Source organism: Allostreptomyces psammosilenae (genome assembly GCF_013407765.1).
Classification (GTDB): Bacteria; Actinomycetota; Actinomycetes; order Streptomycetales; family Streptomycetaceae; genus Allostreptomyces; species Allostreptomyces psammosilenae.
The window spans coordinates 2,973,193-2,991,674 of sequence record NZ_JACBZD010000001.1 but is presented as its reverse complement, the minus strand read 5'-3'; the positions used below and the strand labels follow the sequence as shown (position 1 = coordinate 2,991,674).

General features: G+C 74.9%; 14 protein-coding genes. 7 read left to right on the top strand and 7 right to left on the bottom strand.

Translation table 11 applies throughout. The features are described 5' to 3' along the window. The first annotated feature begins 75 nt into the window (after nucleotides 1-75). Together serS and FHU37_RS12175 are read left to right on the top strand one after the other, a co-directional pair. Complete coding sequence (serS, locus tag FHU37_RS12180) at nucleotides 76-1,368, top strand: serine--tRNA ligase (RefSeq protein WP_179814213.1); 1,293 nt, start codon at nucleotides 76-78, stop codon at nucleotides 1,366-1,368. Then, on the top strand, nucleotides 1,365-2,207 hold the full coding sequence (locus FHU37_RS12175) for an HAD family hydrolase (protein WP_179814212.1): 843 nt from the start codon (nucleotides 1,365-1,367) through the stop codon (nucleotides 2,205-2,207). The genes serS and FHU37_RS12175 overlap by 4 nt, the downstream gene beginning before the upstream one ends. Nucleotides 2,208-2,383: 176 nt before the next feature. On the opposite strand, the gene FHU37_RS12170 is transcribed toward FHU37_RS12175, so the two are convergent. Then, complete coding sequence (locus FHU37_RS12170) at nucleotides 2,384-3,088, bottom strand: DedA family protein (protein WP_179814211.1); 705 nt, start codon at nucleotides 3,086-3,088, stop codon at nucleotides 2,384-2,386. Nucleotides 3,089-3,342: 254 nt separating this feature from the next. Here FHU37_RS12170 and FHU37_RS12165 point away from each other — a divergent pair, with 254 nt between their 5' ends. Beyond that, nucleotides 3,343-4,179, top strand: a complete 837-nt coding sequence (locus tag FHU37_RS12165; protein ID WP_179814210.1) for an NAD(P)H-binding protein — start codon at nucleotides 3,343-3,345, stop codon at nucleotides 4,177-4,179. A gap of 597 nt (nucleotides 4,180-4,776) precedes the next feature. On the opposite strand, the gene FHU37_RS12160 is transcribed toward FHU37_RS12165, so the two are convergent. The 4 genes from FHU37_RS12160 to FHU37_RS12145 all read right to left on the bottom strand — a co-directional run bounded on the left by FHU37_RS12160 (nucleotide 4,777) and on the right by FHU37_RS12145 (nucleotide 11,415). Beyond that, entirely contained in the window at nucleotides 4,777-6,285 is a 1,509-nt protein-coding gene (locus tag FHU37_RS12160; RefSeq protein WP_179814209.1) for an SWIM zinc finger family protein, read from the bottom strand. Continuing rightward, nucleotides 6,282-9,452 carry a DEAD/DEAH box helicase gene (locus tag FHU37_RS12155; protein WP_179814208.1) on the bottom strand — a complete coding sequence of 1,057 codons (3,171 nt, stop codon included), beginning with the start codon at nucleotides 9,450-9,452 and terminating at the stop codon, nucleotides 6,282-6,284. The genes FHU37_RS12160 and FHU37_RS12155 overlap by 4 nt, the downstream gene beginning before the upstream one ends. Nucleotides 9,453-9,550: 98 nt before the next feature. After that, nucleotides 9,551-10,393, bottom strand: a complete 843-nt coding sequence (locus FHU37_RS12150; RefSeq protein WP_179814207.1) for an ABC transporter permease — start codon at nucleotides 10,391-10,393, stop codon at nucleotides 9,551-9,553. After that, nucleotides 10,390-11,415, bottom strand: coding sequence for an ATP-binding cassette domain-containing protein (locus FHU37_RS12145; RefSeq protein ID WP_179814206.1), 1,026 nt, complete (start codon nucleotides 11,413-11,415; stop codon nucleotides 10,390-10,392). Before FHU37_RS12145 ends, FHU37_RS12150 begins: the two co-directional genes overlap by 4 nt. Nucleotides 11,416-11,511: 96 nt before the next feature. Here FHU37_RS12145 and FHU37_RS12140 point away from each other — a divergent pair, with 96 nt between their 5' ends. Beyond that, complete coding sequence (locus FHU37_RS12140) at nucleotides 11,512-12,360, top strand: TetR/AcrR family transcriptional regulator (protein ID WP_179814205.1); 849 nt, start codon at nucleotides 11,512-11,514, stop codon at nucleotides 12,358-12,360. 180 nt (nucleotides 12,361-12,540) lie between these two features. Here the strand turns inward: FHU37_RS12140 and FHU37_RS12135 are convergent, their stop codons facing one another. After that, nucleotides 12,541-13,578 carry a helix-turn-helix transcriptional regulator gene (locus tag FHU37_RS12135; RefSeq protein ID WP_179814204.1) on the bottom strand — a complete coding sequence of 346 codons (1,038 nt, stop codon included), beginning with the start codon at nucleotides 13,576-13,578 and terminating at the stop codon, nucleotides 12,541-12,543. Nucleotides 13,579-13,663: 85 nt separating this feature from the next. Between FHU37_RS12135 and FHU37_RS12130 the strand changes: the two genes are divergently transcribed. The 3 genes from FHU37_RS12130 to FHU37_RS12120 all read left to right on the top strand — a co-directional run bounded on the left by FHU37_RS12130 (nucleotide 13,664) and on the right by FHU37_RS12120 (nucleotide 17,478). Beyond that, entirely contained in the window at nucleotides 13,664-14,275 is a 612-nt protein-coding gene (locus tag FHU37_RS12130; protein ID WP_312892570.1) for a TIGR03086 family metal-binding protein, read from the top strand. A 1,012-nt stretch (nucleotides 14,276-15,287) separates the two neighbouring features. Further along, nucleotides 15,288-16,061, top strand: coding sequence for a FadR/GntR family transcriptional regulator (locus FHU37_RS12125; protein ID WP_179814202.1), 774 nt, complete (start codon nucleotides 15,288-15,290; stop codon nucleotides 16,059-16,061). A 166-nt stretch (nucleotides 16,062-16,227) separates the two neighbouring features. Beyond that, a complete protein-coding gene (locus FHU37_RS12120; protein ID WP_179814201.1) occupies nucleotides 16,228-17,478 on the top strand; it encodes a CynX/NimT family MFS transporter in 1,251 nt (416 codons plus the stop codon). Between the two features lie 206 nt (nucleotides 17,479-17,684). On the opposite strand, the gene FHU37_RS12115 is transcribed toward FHU37_RS12120, so the two are convergent. After that, a complete protein-coding gene (locus FHU37_RS12115) occupies nucleotides 17,685-18,404 on the bottom strand; it encodes an ABC transporter permease (RefSeq protein WP_179816215.1) in 720 nt (239 codons plus the stop codon). Nucleotides 18,405-18,482 lie beyond the last annotated feature (78 nt).

The following is an 18,482-nucleotide window of genomic DNA, read 5'->3' as shown; positions in this document are numbered from 1 at the left end:
GACCCCGCCCCGCGCGGGCGGCGTGCCGCGCCCCGGAGGGGAAGGACGCTTGCACCCCACCGGTAGGCTTTTCCCGTGATTGACCTTCGCCTGCTCCGTGAGGACCCCGACCGAGTGCGCGCCTCGCAGCGCGCCCGTGGTGAGGACGTCGACCTGGTCGACGCCCTGCTCTCCGCCGACGAGCGGCGCAGGTCGTCCAGCTCCCGCTTCGACGAGCTGCGCGCCGAGCAGAAGGCGCTCGGCAAGAAGATCCCCAAGGCCGCCGGCGAGGAGAAGGCCGCCCTGCTGGCCCGCGCCCAGGAGCTGGCCGCGGCGGTCAAGGCCGCCGACGCCGAGCAGCACCAGGCCGCCGAGGAGGCGCAGCGCCTGCTGCTCGCGCTGTCCAACGTGATCGAGCCGGACGTCCCGCTCGGGGGCGAGGAGGACTTCGTCACGCTGGAGGAGGTCGGCACCCCGCGCGACTTCGCCGCCGAGGGCTTCACCCCCCGCGACCACGTGGAGCTGGGCCGGCTGCTCGGCGCCATCGACCTGGACCGGGCCGCCAAGGTCTCCGGCTCCCGCTTCTACTTCCTCACCGGAGTCGGCGCCCTGCTGGAGCTGGCCCTGGTGAACCTCGCCGTGGCGCAGGCCACCGCGGCCGGATTCACCCCGATGATCACCCCGGCGCTGGTCAAGCCGGCCGCCATGGAGGGCACCGGCTTCCTCGGCCAGGCCGCGGCCGACGTCTTCCGGGTGGAGGACAGCGACTTCTACCTGGTCGGCACCTCCGAGGTGGCCCTCGGCGGCTACCACATGGACGAGATCATCGACGCCGAGCGGCTGCCGCTGCGCTACGCCGGCTTCTCGCCGTGCTTCCGCCGCGAGGCCGGCTCGCACGGCAAGGACACCCGCGGCATCATCCGCGTCCACCAGTTCGACAAGGTGGAGATGTTCTGCTTCACCACGCCGGAGGACGCCGCCGCCGAGCACCAGCGGCTGCTGGCCTGGGAGAAGCAGTTCATGGACCAGCTGGAGCTGCCCTACCGGGTGATCGACGTGGCCTCCGGCGACCTCGGCGCCTCGGCGGCCCGCAAGTTCGACATCGAGGCGTGGATCCCGACCCAGGGCAAGTACCGCGAGCTCACCTCCACCTCCAACACCACCGAGTTCCAGGCCCGCCGGCTGTCGGTGCGGATGCGGGACGAGAACGGCACCCGCCCGCTGGCCACGCTCAACGGCACGCTCTGCGCGGTGCCGCGGACCATCGTGGCGCTCCTGGAGAACCACCAGCAGGACGACGGCTCGGTGGTCGTGCCCAAGGCGCTGCGGCCCTACCTCGGCGGGCGGGAGACCCTGGAGCCGGTGGAGAGCGCGCGGGCGCGCGCATGACCACCGACCGCCGCCCCGCCGAGCCGCCGTACCGGCTCGTCGCCACCGACCTCGACGGCACGCTGCTGCGCGACGACGACACCATCTCGCCGCGCACCCGGCGGGCGCTGGCGGAGGTGACGGCACTCGGGGCGGCGCACATCGTGGTGACCGGCCGCGGCGCGCCCTGGGCCAAGATCGTCCTGGACGACCTCGGCTACGACGGGCTGGCGGTGTGCGGCCAGGGCTCGCAGGTCTACCACGCCGGCCGGCACGAACTGCTCTCCTCGGTGACGCTGGACCGCCGGCTCGGCGCCCTGGCGCTGTCCAAGCTGGAGGCGGAGGTCGGCCCGCTGGCCGTGGCCGCCAGCCGGGACGGGATCGCCGGCGAGGTCGTGGTCGGACCGGGCTACCGGCTGCGGGCGCTGCTCCCGGTGGTGCACATGCGGAACCCCGAGGAGCTGTGGGCCACCCCGGTGATCAAGCTCTACGTCCAGCACGCCGAGCTGGACGACGACGCGCTGGCCGAGGCCGCCCGGGAGGTCGTCGGCGACCTCGTCGGGGTGACCCACGCCGGGCCGGGGATCGTCGAGCTGCTGCCGCCGGGGATGTCCAAGGCCGTCGGTCTGGCGATGGCCGCCGAGCTGCTGGGCATCGCCCCGGAGCACACCATCGCCTTCGGCGACATGCCGAACGACGTGCCGATGTTCGCCTGGGCCGGCCACGGCGTGGCCATGGGCAACGCCCACGCCGAACTGCGCGCGGCGGCGGACGAGGTCACCGCCTCGAACAACGAGGACGGCATCGCCCTGGTGCTGGAGCGGCTGTTCGGCGTGTCCTGGAGCCCGGACGCTCGTTGAACCGCACGCGGGTGCTCCGGCCGAGTTCGGGACGGTCGGAGCACCCGCGTTGACTTTTCCCGCCCTGGGGCGGCGTCGGGTCGTCGGGACGGTCAGCCTCCGGGTACGTGCCGCCCCCAGGACGGGACGGCCGGCCGGCGAAGTGCCGGCCGACCGGCCCGCAGGCCCGGCAGTCCTCAGTGGCTGTTCGCGCGGTGCCGACCGCGGCGGTTGCTGGTGAACCGCGTCACCACGAAGAACACGACGGCGACCACCACCGCGACCAGCACCACCCGGGAGAGCACCCCGACGTACTCCTCCACCCGGTACCAGCTCTCGCCGAGCAGGTAGCCGGCCATCACCAGGACGGTGTTCCAGATGCCGCTGCCGATGGTCGTCAGGACCAGGAAGCGGAGGAGGGGCATCCGCTCGATGCCGGCCGGGATGGAGATCAGACTGCGGAAGATCGGGATCATCCGCCCGAGCAACACCGCCTTGGTGCCGTGACGCGCGAACCACGCCTCCGTCCGGTCGACGTCCTCCAGCTTCACCAGCGGCATCCGGTCGGCGATCGCCCGTATGCGGTCCCGGCCCAGCGCCGCGCCCACCCAGTACAGCGCCAGGGCGCCGACGACCGAACCGATCGTCGTCCACACCAGAGCCGCCACCAGCCCCATCTGCCCCTGGCTGGCGGTGAAGCCGGCCAGCGGCAGGATCACCTCACTGGGCAGTGGGGGGAAGAGGTTCTCCAGGGCGATCGCCAGGCCGGCGCCGGGCGCGCCGAGGGTCTCCATCATGTCCGTCGCCCAGCCGGCGATCCCGCCGACCGGTTGGTGGTCGCCGCCGGGCTCGGTGCCGGCCGCTCCGCTCGCGCTCGTCAGCCACAGCGCCGCCGAATTCATCCATACCTCCGTCGATGCATAAGGCAGACGCTACGGATCCCGGGAGGACGTCCGCCATGCGGTCCCCCACCCACTTCCACGCGGTAGGCCACCGTCCGGTTGCTGTGGAGAACCACAGATCCCCCGGATCACCGCGTCCGGGCGTCCAGAAGGAGTTTGACGGCCGCCGCGCCGGCGGTGATACTCGGACGCCTACTCAAGTTTGAGTGCTGCTCCGTGGAGGAGCGCTCCCGCCGAGCGGAACGGGGAAGACCATGACGATCCTGGTGACGGGTGCGACCGGCAGCGTCGGGCGCACCGTGGTGGACCGGCTGCTGGCGGCCGGCGAGCGGGTGCGGGCGCTGACCCGTACCCCGGAGACGGCCGGGCTGCCGGACGGCGTCGAGGTGGTGCGCGGCGACCTCACCCAGCCCGCGGCGCTGGGGCCCGCCCTGGACGGTGTGGACCGGGCCTACCTCTTCCCCGTCGCCGACGGGGCGCGGACGTTCGTGGAGCTGGCCGAGGAGGCCGGGGTGCGGCGCATCGTGACGCTCTCCTCCCAGTCCGTGGAGCTGCGCCTGGCCACCAACCGGGAGGCCTCCGCCTACCACCGGGCGGTGGAGGAGGCGGTGGAGGCCGGGAACGTGGAGTGGACACACCTGCGGCCCGGCGGCTTCACCTCCAACGTGCTGTGGTGGGCCCCCTCCATCCAGGCCGAAGGCGTGGTCCGCGGCCCTTACGCGAGGGCCGCGCAGGCGCTCGTCCACCCCGCGGACATCGCCGAGGTGGCGGTGGCCGCGCTGCTGGAGGACGGCCACGCCGGCCGGGCGTACACCCTGCTGGGGCCGCGGGCGCTCGACCAGGCCGAGCAGGTGCGCGCGATCGGGGAGGGCATCGGCCGGGAGCTCCGGTTCGAGGAGGTGACCCCGGAGCAGGCGCGGGAGGCCATGCTGCCGTTCGTGCCCGCCGACGTCATCGACATGGTGTTCGGCTACCTGGCCCACTCGGTGGACCACCCGGACCGGCCCGAGCCGGTCATCGAGCGCCTCCTGGGACGCCCGGCCCGGACCCTGACGGACTGGGCGGCGGAGAACGCCGAGCAGTTCCGCTGATGGGGGTCCGGGGGCTGCCGGGGGGCAAGGCTCCGGAGGGCTTTCGGAGGAGGCGCTGCTGATGGTGGGTGGGGCTTTCGGGGGCGGGCTTCCGGGGGCGCTGCTGACGGGTTGGGCCTCCCACGGGCCGCTTCTGAGGGCCTTCTGACGGGCGGGGCTTCCGGGGGCGGGCGGGGGCCGGGGTAGGGCGGTGACGGGGTAGGGCAGGGGCGCGCCTGCCATGCCGCCGGGCGTTTCCGCAAGGGGTCATCCGTCGCCTGTGGACAACCCAAGCGCCCCCATGTCACCAGGGATAGCCCACGCCGCGCGCCCACACCAGGGGAGAAAACCGCCTGTGGACAACCACGCCGGCCACCCCACCCCACACCCCAAACCTGCCTCACCCCACACCCGCCTCACCCCACACCCGCCTCACCCCACGCCCACGCCACCCCCACACTCCAGGGGTGGCAGCGGGCGTTTCCGCAAGGGGGCAATCTCCGGCTGTGGACAACCCAAGCGCCCCCTTGTCTCCAGGGGTAGCCCCAGTCGGGGCGTTCGCGCCAGAGGGGAAAAACGCCTGTGGACAACGGTGACCGGCGCCCCGGCTCCCGGGGTTCAGGCGAGCAGGTCGGCCAGTGCCACGGCCGGGTCACGCTCCGGCGGCCCGGCCGGCCACCAGTCACCGGCGGTCCGGGCTCGGTACGGATACCAGCGCCCGTCCCGCCCCAGGCGCAGCTGCACGCCGCGCTCCGCCACCGTCCACCGGTTCCGCCAGACGCCCAGCTCGGGCAGCGCCTCCTCCTCCCCCGCCCAGGCGCCCGACAGGGCGGCACGCGCCCGCGCGAACTCCGGCCTCGGCGGGCTCCAGGCCCTCTCCAACGCGTCCAGGCCCGCCGGGCCGCCCTGGCGCCAGGCCGCGGCGGCACGCTCCAGCGCCGGCGGGCGGACGCCCGCCGCACCGGCGAGCCGGGTCAGCAGCGACGCGTCCGGATGCGTCGCGGCGAACCGCACCGTGTCCTGCCACACGTCCAGCTCCTCCGGCGGTTCCGGCGCGGTGAGCAGCGCCCGGGCCCGCACGGCCGCGTCCGCCACCAGCAGGGCGAGCGCCTCCGGCGCGGGCGCCCCGGGCACCGGGGCCACGTCCAGCAGCGGGCTGGACGTGGCATGCGGGGCGTGGGCGGCGGCGCCGCCAGGTGCCGTGGGGGCGGTGCCGGGGTCCGGGTCGGGCAGCGGCGGTGGTTCCGGCAGCGGCGGCACCGGCCGGCCGTACGCCAGGTGCGCCGGCACGCCCGTCGGCGCCGGCTGGGCGCTCGCCGCCTCGTCCCACGTGAGGCCCTCCGGGTGCGGCGCCGTCGCCCCGCAGGGCGCGGCCCCACCGGACGTGGCCCCAACCGGCGTGGCCCCAACCGGCGTGGCGGTGCCGGCCGCGGTGCTGCCCGTGGCACCGGTCGGGGCGGCGGTCGGGGCGGCGGGCCCGGCGGGCGCCTCCAGGGCCGCCTGGCGCGCGTTCCGCTGCTGGAGCTCGTCCAGCAGCTCCGCCTCCCCCTTCCCCCGCATCAGCAGCAGCAGAAACGGATCCTCGTCCAGCAGCCACGACACCTGGTAGCTCAGCGCCGCCGCGTGCTTGCAGGGGTATCCCCAGTCCGGGCAGTCGCACTCCGGCTCCAGGTCGCCCACGTCGGGCAGCAGCCGAACACCGGCGTCCTCCGCCGCCTCGACCAGGTCGCGCGGCATGTCGCGATCGAGCAGCGCCGCGATGTGCCCGGCCTCGGACGCCACCTGGTCCAGCAGCCGTCCCCACTCGGCCTCGGTCAGCCGCTCCACGAACACCACGGTCTGGTACGGCTCGTCGCCGCTCCCGTGGACCGGCGCCGCGATGCGCCCCGGGCTGATGGTGATCGTCCCGACGTGCCCGGCCTTCGCGTACCGGCGGCCCCGGGCCAGCCGCTCCGCGTCCAGCGAGGTCTCCTCCATCGCCCGGATCCAGGCGTCGCCCCACCACGTGCGGGCGAACCGGCGCCCCCTGCGCTGCGGCGGGAAGGCCGGGAACCCCCGGGCCTCCTCGGCGCCGTCACGCCCCCGGCGGCGCCCCGTCCGGTCGCCGCCACCCCCGCGTGCGTTCATCGTCCGCTCCTCAGCTCGACCAGCTCCGCCAGCTCGGCGTCGGACAGTTCGGTCAGTGCCGCCTCCCCGGAGGAGAGCACGGCGTCCGCCAGCTCCCGCTTGGCCCGCAGCATGGCCGCGACGCGGTCCTCGATCGTGCCCTCGGCGATCAGCCGGTGCACCTGGACCGGCCGGGTCTGCCCGATGCGGTAGGCGCGGTCGGTGGCCTGGTCCTCCACCGCCGGGTTCCACCAGCGGTCGTAGTGGACGACGTGGTCGGCGCGGGTGAGGTTCAGGCCGGTGCCGGCCGCCTTCAGCGACAGCAGGAACACCGGCACCTCGCCGTCCTGGAAACGCCGCACCATCGCGTCCCGGCGGGCGACGGGCGTGCCGCCGTGCAGCAGTTGGGTGGGCACGCCGCGCTCGGCCAGGTGCCGCTCGATCAGCCGCGCCATGGCCACGTACTGGGTGAACACCAGCACCGCGCCGTCCTCCGCGAGGATCGTGCCCACCAGTTCGTCGAGCAGCTCCAGCTTGCCGGAGCGGCCGGCGAGCCGGGCGTCGCGCCCCTCGGCCAGGTACTGCGCGGGGTGGTTGCAGATCTGCTTCAGGGCGGTGAGCAGCCGGACGATCTGCCCGCGCCGCTCCATGCCCGAACTCGCCTCGATCTCCGCCATGATCTCCCGCACCACCGCCTCGTACAGGCCGGCCTGTTCCCGGGTCAGGGCGACGGGCCGGTCGGTCTCGGTCTTGGGTGGCAGCTCGGGCGCGATGCCCGGGTCGGACTTGCGGCGGCGCAGCAGGAAGGGCCGGATGAGACGGGCGAACCGCTCGGCGGTCGCGGTTCCCGCCGCGGTCGCCGTCGCGCTTCCCGCCGCCTGGTTCGGCGCGGTGCCGGTGGCCGCCCGGCCGCCCCCGGTCGGCGTGACGCGGCCGGCCGCCTCGATGGGGCCGGCCCACCGGGTGCGGAAGGCGGAGAGCGTGCCGAGCAGGCCGGGGGTGGTCCAGTCGAGGATCGCCCACAGCTCGGAGAGGTTGTTCTCGACGGGCGTGCCGGTCAGCGCCACCCGGGCACGGGCGGGGAGCCGACGCAGCGCCCGGGCCGTCGCCGACCGCGGGTTCTTCACGTGCTGCGCCTCGTCGGCCACGACCAGGCCCCAGTCGACGGTCGCGAGGCGGTCCACGTCCAGCCGCATGGTGCCGTAGGTGGTGAGCACGAACCCGCCGGACGCCGCCTCCCCGTCTTCGGCGGAGGCGTCCGGCGCGGCGGCGTCCGGCGCGGCGGCGTCCGGCGCGGCGGCGAGGCCGTCCAGCGAGCGGGCGCCGGCGTGGAAGCGCCGCACGGGCGTTCCGGGGGCGAACCGGCGGATCTCCCGTTCCCAGTTGCCGAGCAGGGAGGCGGGGCAGACCACCAGGGTGGGGCCGGCCGTTCCCGGGGCGGTGCCGTCGGCCGTCGGGGCCTGCCGGTGCAGGTGCAGGGCGATCAGCGTGATGGTCTTGCCCAGGCCCATGTCGTCGGCGAGGCAGCCACCGAGGCCGAGCGAGGTCATCCGGTCCAGCCAGCGCAGCCCGCGCACCTGGTAGTCGCGCAGGGTGGCGGCAAGGCCCTCGGGCTGCCGCAGCGGTTCCGCGCCGTCGGCGGACGCACCGACGCCGTCGCCGCCCCGGTCGCCGTCGCCGTGGCCGTCGGGCTGGGCGATGCGCCGTCGCAGCGCGTCGAGCCATCCGCCGGCGGCCACCTCCACCCGCTCGCCGTCCACCTCGGCCGTCCCGGTGAGCGCGGCGCCCAACGCGTCGATGGCGGTCAGCGGCTTCAGCTCGCGCTCCCGCGCCTTGCGGGCGAGCTCGGGATCGACCAGCACCCACTGGTCACGCAGCCGGACCACCGGCCGGTGCGCCTCCGCCAGGCGGTCCATCTCGGCCGGGGTGAGCGGCTCGCCCCCCAGGGCCAGCTGCCAGTCCAGGCGCAGCGCCCGCCCGCCACCGAAGAAGGAGGGAAGGTCCGAAGGGGGCGCCTCGGTACCGGCGCCCACGACGGCCCGCGCGGTCAGCTCGGTGACCAGGTCCTTGGGCCAGTGCACGTCGACACCGGCCGCCGCCAGCCGTGCCGTGGCGGCGCCGAGGAGGGCGCGGACGTCCTCGTCGGCGAGTTCGACGGCGTCCGGGACGGCGGAGTGCAGCAGCGGTTCCAGCGCGCTCCACGCGCGGGCGGCCCTCCGCACGGCCAGCATGGCGTCGATCCGGGCGCGTTCGCCGAAGTGCCGGCCGGGGGCGCCCCACAGGTCGGCGGCGTCGGCGACCAGGGTGGGGTCGGCCAGGCTGTGCACCTGCACGACGGCCCGGAAGGCGCCGTCCCGGTCCGTGGCGAGGCCGCCGACCATCTCCAGGCGCAGCGATATCCGCACCCCGGAGTCGACGCCGGCGGAGATCTCCTGCGCCCACCCGCGCAGCTCGGGCACGCGTCGCGGGGCGGGAGCGGCGAACGCGGGGGCGCCGGTGGCGCGGGCGGCGGCGGGCGTGCGGGGCATGCCGTCGGCCACGGCGTCGAGGAAGCCGCGAAGGAGGGGTTCCGCCTCGGGAAGCAGCAGCTGCCGCCCGGCCGGTGCCGGGGTGGCCGAGGCGGGCAGCGGCACGGCCCGGGCCTCGGGGGGCATGGCAGCGGCCAGGGTGCGGATCCGCTCGACGTCCGCGGCGTCCAGCGGGCCCACCCGCCAGGCGTCGTACCCCTCGGGCGTCACTCCCGGCAGCATCCGCCCGCGGGCGACCAGCTGCAACGCCACCACCACGGCGGCGCCCCAGAACGCGCACGCCGGGTGCGCCGCCGGTGCGCGCCGGGCGCGGCTGAGCACCGGGACGGCCTCGGCGACGGTCAGCCGGACGGCGGGCACCACACGCTCCACCACGCCGCCCGCAGCCTCCGCCGCGTCCTCGCCGTCCCCCGTTCCCGCCGCGTCCACGCCGCCCGGGGCGTCTCCGGCGATCGAGATGTTTCCGGCGTTCGAGACGTCTCCCGCGTTCGGGGCCGGCAGGACGACGGGCAGGTCACCCGGTTCGCCGACGTCTCCGGGAAGGTCGCTCCCGTCCGGGGCCCAGAACGCGATGTGACCACCGCGCGGCGGATCACCGGCCTCGAACACGGCGGCACACCGCAGGAGTGCCGCCGCCTGTGCTTCAGAAATGCGCGTCATACCGCCTGTTTCCGCTCCGATCCCGTTCGTTCTCGCGCGACCGCCGGTCGCGCCACGCAGGGCCGTGCGGCGACGGCCCTGCGCGGCATGCCCCGGCCTCAGCGTCCCAGCCGCCGGTAGCGCCGCACCGACAGCGGGAAGAAGACCGCGATGATGAGCAGCGGCCAGACCACCGCCATCGGCAACGCGTTCTCCGCGATCCAGGTCTCCCCGCCCCACCCGGGGTTCTGGAAGAGCTCCCGCGTCGCCGAGGCGGTCGCCGACAGCGGGTTCCACTCCGCGATCGCCCCCAGCCACCCCGGCATGGTGCCCGGGGCCACGAAGGCGTTGGAGAGGAAACCCAGCGGCCACACCAGGATCTGAACCGCCGTGACCGCCCCCGTGCTCTGGAAGACCAGCCCCAGCCAGACGCCCACCCACAGCAACGCGAACCGCAGCAGCAACAGCAGCCCCACGGCCAACAGCGTCGGCCCGACGCCACCACCGGCACGCCACCCGACCGCCAGTCCGCAGAGCAGCATCACGGCCAGGCCGAGCGCCGAGTTGAGCATGTCGGCCACGCTACGCCCCACGACCACCGCCGAAGGAGCGATCGGCATGGAGCGGAAGCGGTCGGTGACCCCCCGGGCGGCGTCCGTGGTGACCGCCAGCATCGTGGTCTCGACGCCGAACAGCATGGTCATCGCGAACATGCCGGGCATCAGGAACTCGCGGTAGCCGTCACCGCCCGCCCCGGGGACTCCCGGCACCATCATCCCGCCACCGAAGAGGTAGCCGAACATCAGCACCATCATCACCGGGAAGAGCAGGCCGACGACGATCAGGCCGGGCTGGCGGGTCCAGTGCACCAGGTCCCGGCGGGTGATCGTCCAGCCGTCGACGGCGGCCCACCGCAGCCGCTCCAGCGGCGTGCGGGGGCCGGGCGGAGCCGTGACACTCATGCCGCCACCGCCTTTCCGGTCGTCGGACCGTTCCCGTTTTTGGGGCCGTTACCGTCCTGCCCGGGCCGCTCGCCGGTGAGGTGGAGGAACACCTCGTCCAGCGTGGGCCGGCGCAGCACGATGTCCTCGGCCGCGATTCCGGCGCCGTCGAGCGCGCGCACGACCTCGGTGAGGGCGCTCACCCGGTCGCGCACCGGCACCCCGACCCGCCGGTCGTCCGGGTCGACCTCGGCCCGCGCGTCCGCCACCCGCTCCAGCACCCTGGCGGCCAGCGGCAGTTCGGCGGCCTCGCGCACCACCACGTCGATCCGGTCGCCGCCGAGCCTGGACTTCAGCTCGTTGGGGCTCCCCTCGGCGATCACCCGGCCGCCCCGTCCCTCCGAGGCGGCGAGCACCGAGATGCGGTCGGCGAGCCGGTCGGCCTCCTCCAGGTACTGGGTGGTGAGCAGCACGCTGGTTCCGTCGTCGACCAGCGAGCGCACGGCCTCCCACACCTCGTTCCGACTGCGCGGGTCGAGGCCGGTGGTGGGCTCGTCGAGGAAGAGCACGGGCGGGGCCACGATCATGCTGGCGGCCAGGTCCAGCCGGCGGCGCATGCCGCCGGAGTACCGGCCCACCGGCCTGTTCCCGGCGTCCCGCAGCCGGAAGCGCTCCAGCAGCTCGTCCGCGCGGCGGCGGGCGCCGGCGGCGCCGAGGTGGTGGAGCCGTCCGAACATCTCAAGGTTCTGCCGGCCGCTGAGGATCTCGTCGACGGCGGCGTGCTGCCCGACGAGGCCGATCCGGCGGCGCACCCCGTCGGGCCGGCGGGCGACGTCGTATCCGGCGACCTCTGCCCGGCCGGCGTCGAAGCGGGTCAGGGTGGTCAGGATGCGGACGGCGGTGGTCTTGCCGGCCCCGTTGGGGCCGAGCAGGCCGCGCACCGTGCCGCTCGGGACGGTCAGGTCGAAGCCGTCCAGGCCGGTGCCCGCGCCGTAGCGCTTGACCAGCCCCTCGGCGACGATCGCGTGTCCTGGGGTCCGCACGCGCCTCCTCCCTAAACTACGTACGTCGTACGAAAGCTCTCCGTACAGCGTACCGTACGCCGTACGGATTCCCGATCGGATGGTGAGCTGGATCACATGGCAGCGGAGAAGAACGAACGCAGAGACCCGGCGCGGACCATGGCACTGCTGTGGCGGGCCCGCGAGGAACCCACCCGGGGCCCCCGCCCGGGGCTGACCGTGGACCGGATCGTGGACGCGGGCATCGAGATCGCGGACGCCGAAGGACTGGCCGGCCTGTCCATGCGGCGGGTCGCCGAACGGCTCGGCGTCGGCACCATGTCCCTCTACACCTACGTCCCCGGCAAGGCCGACCTGGTCGCGGCCATGCGGGACAAGGTCACCGGCCAGACCGCGCCCGTCCTCGACGCCGCCACCAGCGGATGGCGCGCCGCGCTGGAGCACTACGCGCGGGAGAGCTGGGAGATGTACCACCGGCACCCGTGGGCCCTCACCGCCTCGTGGTCCCAGGAGCTGACCGGCCCCCACGAGACGGCGCGCCTGGACGCCGCGCTGCGCGCGGTCTCCGGCATCGGGCTCACCGAGAGCGAGATGCTCCAGGTCGTCGTGCTGATCGACGGCTACGTCCGGGGCGCGGCCCAGATCTCCGTGGACATGCAGCAGACCGCGAGCCGGGAGGGCGTCGACGAGATGGAGTGGTGGGCCGAGCGCGGCCCGATGCTGGAGCGCTTCATCACCCCCAGCCGGTTCCCCGCGCTGACCGCCATCTGGCGCGCGGGCGCCTTCGGGGCGGAGGACGACGGCCTGGAGTTCGGCCTGCGCCGGGTGCTCGACGGCGTGGCCCGGCTCGTCGAGTCGGCCGCCGGACGGCAGGGCCGGTCGGGGTCGGCGGGGTCGGCGGGGTTGGAGTCGTCAGGATCGGAGTCGGCGACGGAGTCGCAGTCGCCGGCCCCGCCGGCCGGGTAGCCGGGCGTCCGATTCGGCCGGACGGGCTGCGGGGCGGGTCGGGCGGGTCGGCACGTCGCTCCGGGTGGGCGGGCGTCCGGACCACGTCCGTACCCCGCTCGGCCGGCAGGCTCGCCGGGCCGGGAGGGCGTGGACATACCGCGGGGTTTCCACGGCGCCCGAGGCGGTGGGGCGTCACGGTCAGCCGTCGGATCCGCCCGGCCCGTCGGCGTAGAGGGCGAGGACGGACGCCGCGGCCTCGGCCAACCGCCGCCTCGCCTCCGGCGGCTCGACCACCTCGACGTCAGGCCCGAACTGGAGCAGGTGACAGACCGCCGCGAGCACCGGGTAGCCCACCTCCGCCGTCACCCACTCCTCCCCCGGATCCGCCGCGTCCCCTTGGTCCCCCTGATCCCACCCCCGTCCGTCCGGAGCCGAGGGCCCGGTCACGGGCGGCTCGACGAGCAGCGCACCGACGATCCGCAGGAACATGTCCCACCGCGACCGGCGCACCCGGACCCGCACCCGCACGGCCGCCGGGCGCTCCTCCACCTCGCGCCGCAACGCCTGCCACACCTCCGCCAGGTCCACCCCGGCCCGGCGCCGCACCGGCGCGTCGGTGACCGTCGCCGCGACCACCCGGTCCGCCCGGAACAGCCGCGGCACGCCGTCCCGGTCCGCAACCAGGTACCAGGTGCCGCCCTTGGAGACGAGGCCGTAGGGATCCACCGTGTAGCGGCGCACCCGGGTGTCGCCGCCGTGGCGGTAGCGGACGCGCAGCCGGCGGTCGGTGAACACGGCGGTGTGCAGCACGTCCAGGTCGACCGCGGGGCGCGGGGGCGTCATCCAGCGATCCGGGTCGACGAGGATGCGCCGGCTGGTCAGCTCCGCCACGGGGCGGTGCGGGGCCGGCAGCGCCGCCATCACCTTGCGCAACGCGGACCCGAGCGCGCCCTCCAGGCCCAGCGCGGAGTGCGCGCCCTGCGCGGCCAGCACGAACAGCGCCCGGGCCTCGTCCGTCGTCAGGCCGGTGACGTCCGTGCGGAAACCGGGCAGCAGGGCGATGCCGCCGTGCCTGCCGCGCTCCGCGTACACCGGAACGCCGGCCGCCGACAGCGACTCGACGTCCCGGTAGATCGTGCGGGGCGACACCTCCAGGCGCTCGGCCAGTTCGCCGGCCGAGACGCGGCCGCGAGTCTGCAGGAGCAGCAGTATCGAGAGCAGGCGATCGGATTTCACGCCCCAACGATCCCGCGAAAACATGACGGCGGGTGTCTGGTTATGGCGGCAGGCTGCGGGCGAACCGAGACGAACGGAGAGTCCCGTGAACCAGGTCCCCGACCCGCGCCCCACCTACGAACGCGCCGCCGACCAGATGACCGCGCTGATCGCTTCCGTGCGGCCCGAACTGCTCGACGCCCCCACCCCCTGCGAGGAGTTCACCATCCGCGACCTGCTGGACCACGTGGTCGCCACGACGCAGGGCTTCGCCCGGATCGGCGAGGACGGCCGGGTGACCGAGGGGGTCTTCGAGCAGCCGCTCCAGGTGCCCGACGACGGCTGGGCCGAGGCCTACGCGAAGGCGCGCGACGGGCTGGTGGCGGCCTGGCTGGACGACGCCCGGCTGGAGACGCGGTACGCGATGGGCTGGGCGGACCTGTCCGGGCGGGAGGTGCTGGCCGCCGCCACGATGGACGCCGTGGCGCACGGCTGGGACCTCGCCCGGGCGCTCGGCCGCGGCGAGGGTCTGGACGAGGAACTGGGGGAGTACGCGCTCGCGGTGGCGCGCCGGATGGCTCCCGGGGACCAGCGTGGCGAGGGGGTGCCCTTCGGCCCGGTCCTGACCGCCCCCGACGGCGCGGACGCCTACGGACGGCTGGCGGCATGGCTCGGCCGCCCGGCCGACTGGACGCCGGAGGGCAGGGTCGTGGCGTAGCCACCGTTGGCGGGGTGGCCGCCTTGGAGGGCGGCATGCCTCGAGGGCGGCCGCCTCGGGGCGGCCGCCTCGGGGGGCGGCCACTCAGGCTGCTGTCCGACCGTGACCGTCCGAAGGGCATGGCCACCCTTCGGCGGCCCTCCGGGGTCGCGCTTCTGCCTGAGTTCTTTTGTTGTGTGGCCGCCTTCTTTTGCTTTCTCGTGCGCCCATCTCTTTTTGTGCGGCCGCGGCCCGACCGGGCCGCGGCCGCACAGGATCTTTCGCCCCCTCCCCCTTCCCCCCTTTGTCCCTTTGCCCCTCCCCCTTCCCCCCTTTGTCCCTTTGCCCCTCCCCCTGCCCCCGCCTGCCCTGCCGCCCGTGCGCCCCATCCCGCCCTGGCCCTTGATCGCCCCGGCAGCGCCTGATCACCTGGAGAGGCACCGATCCGCGCCTGGCGGCCGCCACCCCCTCCTGATAATCCTGGCGGTCCTTGACCTTCCCTGCAGGGGCGATCCCCTCCTGGCGGCCGCTAACCCTTCCGGCCAGTTCCCCTGGCCATCCCAACCCTCATCGACCCCAGCCCGGCGGCCGCCAACCCTCCCAACAGCCCTCAGAGCATCCCGACGGGCACCGGCCCCACCTGACGATCCCTCCTCCGTCTCACGCCGCTGATCGACCGGCCGGTTGAACGAACCACCAGACCGGAGTTCCTTAGCGACGGCCCACCCACCCCACTGCGGCGCCCATCACACACGCGGACGACCGCCCGCGTTGGGAGCCGAACCCAGGGGCCGCCGGCGCGCGAACACGGCAGCCTTCTTCCCTCGGGGGGAACTCGCCCGAGGACCTGGGGGAGACCCGGCCGGATCTCCGTGATCTCCACGTTCTCACGTGGGGCATCCAGCGCCACAGCCCTTCTCTCAGCCTGTGGATAACTCTGGAGGTGGGCATGCCACGTCATCTCCTCGCGGGCTAGTTGTAGGATGACCGGACTTTTGTGTGGTCGGTGGCGAACGTAGCGAGGAGGAGAGCGATGGCAGCGCTCCAGGCGGCGAGCCGGCGCTCGCTCGTGGACATGGCGATCGACCAACTCCGCGAGCAGTTGGCGGCCGGCACATGGCGGATCGGCGATCGGCTCCCCACCGAGCACGAGCTCGCCACCGCGCTCCAGGTCGGCCGGAACACGGTGCGCGAAGCCGTCCGCGTGCTGGTCCACGCCGGCATGCTGGAGACGCGCCAGGGCGAGGGCACCTTCGTGACCTCCCTGACCGACCCGTCGGCCTTCGTCCGCAGCGTGGCCGGCGCCGGGGTGCGGAACGTCCTGGAGATCCGCTTCGCGCTGGAGGCCGAGGCCGCCCGACTCGCCGCGCGCCGCCGCACCCCCGACGACATCGCCAGGATGCGGGCGGCGCTGGACCGCGCGAACGCCGTACGGCCGCACGCGGACCGGGAGCGGCACGGCCCCGTGCCGACGGACGTGGAGGCGGAGTTCGTCGAACGTGACGTGGACTTCCACACCGCCGTCGTGGAGGCCGCACACAACCCCACGCTCACCGAGCTCTACCGCTTCTTCCGGCCCCGCGTGGTGGAGGCGATCCGCGACGCGCTGGGCGACCGGCGGATGCCCGACGTGACCGCCGAGCAGCACGACGAGCTGCTGCACGCCATCGACCGCGGGGACGAGGAGGCCGCCGGACGGGCGGTGCGCCGCATGCTCTGCGAGCCGCTCCGCGCCGCCGCCGCGCTCAGTGAGGATTCGCTGGGCGGCGCGCCGCAGCCGGACGGGGACCTCGCCAGGAACGGCTGACGCAGACGGGGACGGGGAGGAGCCCGGCCCTGCCCCTTCCAGCCGGACCGCCCCGACCAACCAGCCGAACACCGCCACGCCCGGACACCCGCCCGCTCCACCCGCCCCGAGGAACCCCACCATGCCCCCGAACCCCACTCCCACCCCCACCACCGAATCCATGCATATGGCATCCAGTTCCCCGCGGAGCGCGACCACCCCAGCCACCCCACCCACCCGCGCCGGACGGCGCGGCACCGCGCTGCTGCTGGCCGGCATCCTGCTGCTGGCGCTCAACATGCGCGGCTCGCTGACCGGGCTGTCGCCGCTGGTCGGGGAGATCACCGACGCGTTCGGGCTCTCCTCCACGGCCGCCTCGCTGCTGACCGCCCTCCCCGTGCTGATGCTCGGCCTGGTCTCGCCGCTCGCGCCGGTGCTCGCCCGTCGCTGGGGCACCGAGGCGGTGCTGCTGGCAGCGCTCGGGCTGCTGGTGGTGGCCGCGGCGCTGCGCGCGCTGCCCGCCGAGGCCGCGCTGTTCGCCGGCTGCCTGCTGGTGGGCATGGGCGTGGCGGTGCTGAACGTGCTGATGCCGGTGGTGGTCAAGCGGGACTTCGCCCACCGGGCGGGGCCGATGACCGGGGTGTACACGGCCACCATGGTGGGCGGCGCCACGGTCGCCGCGGCGATCGCGGTGCCGCTGACCGGACCGCTCGGCGGCTGGAACGGCTCGCTGGCCTTCTGGGCGGCGCCGGCGGTGGTGGCCGCGGCGGTGTGGCTCCCGCAGGTGCTGCGGGCGCGGCGGGCACGCCGGCCCGAGGGGCCGGTCGGTGGACGTCGCCGGGTGCGGGGGCTGTGGCGCTGCCCGCTGGCCTGGCAGGTGGCGGCGTTCATGGGGCTGCAGTCGCTGCTCTTCTACACCCTGATGGCCTGGGTGCCGACGATCCTGGTGGACAACGGGATGGCGGCCGGCGAGGCGGCCCTCGTCCTCAGCTTCAACAGCCTGACGTCCATCGTCACCTCGCTGCTGGTGCCGATGGTGGCGGCCCGTCCGGGCACGCACCGCCCGCTCGCCCTGCTGGTGGGCGTCCTGACGACGGCCGGCATCCTCGGTCTGCTGCTGGCGCCGCACGGGATGGCCGCCTGGGCGTGGGCGGGTGTGCTGGGCCTGGGGCAGGGCGCCGGCGTGTCGCTGGCCCTGACGTTCGTGGTCATGCGCAGCCGGGACGCGGTGGTGGCGGGGCAGCTGTCCGGGATGATGCAGACGGTCGGCTACACGGTGGCCGCGGCCGGCCCGATCGCCGCCGGCCTGCTGCACCAGGTCACGGACGGCTGGACGGTTCCACTGGCCGTGCTGGCGCTGCTCGCGGTGGCCGAGGCCGTGGTGGGGCTGGGCGCGGGGCGGAGCCGCTTCGTCCGCGCCGAGGTCGTGCCGGGCTGAGGGGCGGGCCACGCCCCGGTACACGCGCCCCCGGTACACGGGCACCCGGTACACGCGCACCCGGCGCACGCGCACCCGGCGCACGCGCACCCGGCGCACGGGCGAGGGCCCGGCGGCATGGAGGCGGATCCTCGCGGATCACCTCCGTGTCGCCGGGCCCCTCGCCCGCCGGGCTGCCGACGGCGACGCGCCCGTCGCCCGCCGGCTCACTCCTCCCCGGTGAGGCTGATCGACCGCAGCCGGTGCGCGGCGAACCAGGTGGCAGCGCCGGTGACCACCAGCAGCAGGATGATGGCGGTGTTGATGGAGACGTCCGCCCCGATCGCGCCCGGGTCGGCCAGGTCGGCGGCCACGCTGAGGCCCCACTGCTGGACGCTGAGCGTCTTGGCGCCGTCCACCAGGCTGCCGACCAGCGACTCCCACACCAGCGCGTAGAGCAGGCCGATCACCACCGCGTTGCGGGAGACCACGCCCAGCAGCAGGAACACCGCGCTGTAGGTGACGCCGGCGGCGAACGCCCCGACGCCGTAGCCGATGGCGAGGCCGCGTTCCGCGCCGGACATGATCAGGCCGGCCACGGTGATCGGCAGGGCGCCGAAGAGGGTGGTGCAGGCGATGGACACCCACAGCTTGGTGAGCACGACGGTCGGCCGCCGCACCGGCTTGGCCAGCAGGTAGACGATGGAGCCGTCGTCGATCTCGGTGCCGATCGCCCCGGTGCCGGCGAGCAGGGAGAGCAGCGGCACGATGGTGGCCAGGGCGAAGGAGCCCAGCAGGCTGTTGGTGAGGCTGTGGTCCACGCCGGCGGCGAGCCGGATGACGGTGGCCAGGCCGAGGAGCACCACCGGCAGCACGAACAGCAGCGCGCCGCGGCGGCGGCCGAGGATGCCGCGCCAGGTCAGCCGGGCCACGGTGGGGTGGAACAGCTGGACCGGCCGGCGGGGCGGCAGTTCGGTCAGCGCCGCCGGGGCCGGAGCGGGCGCCGGCGCCGGGGTGGCCCCGGA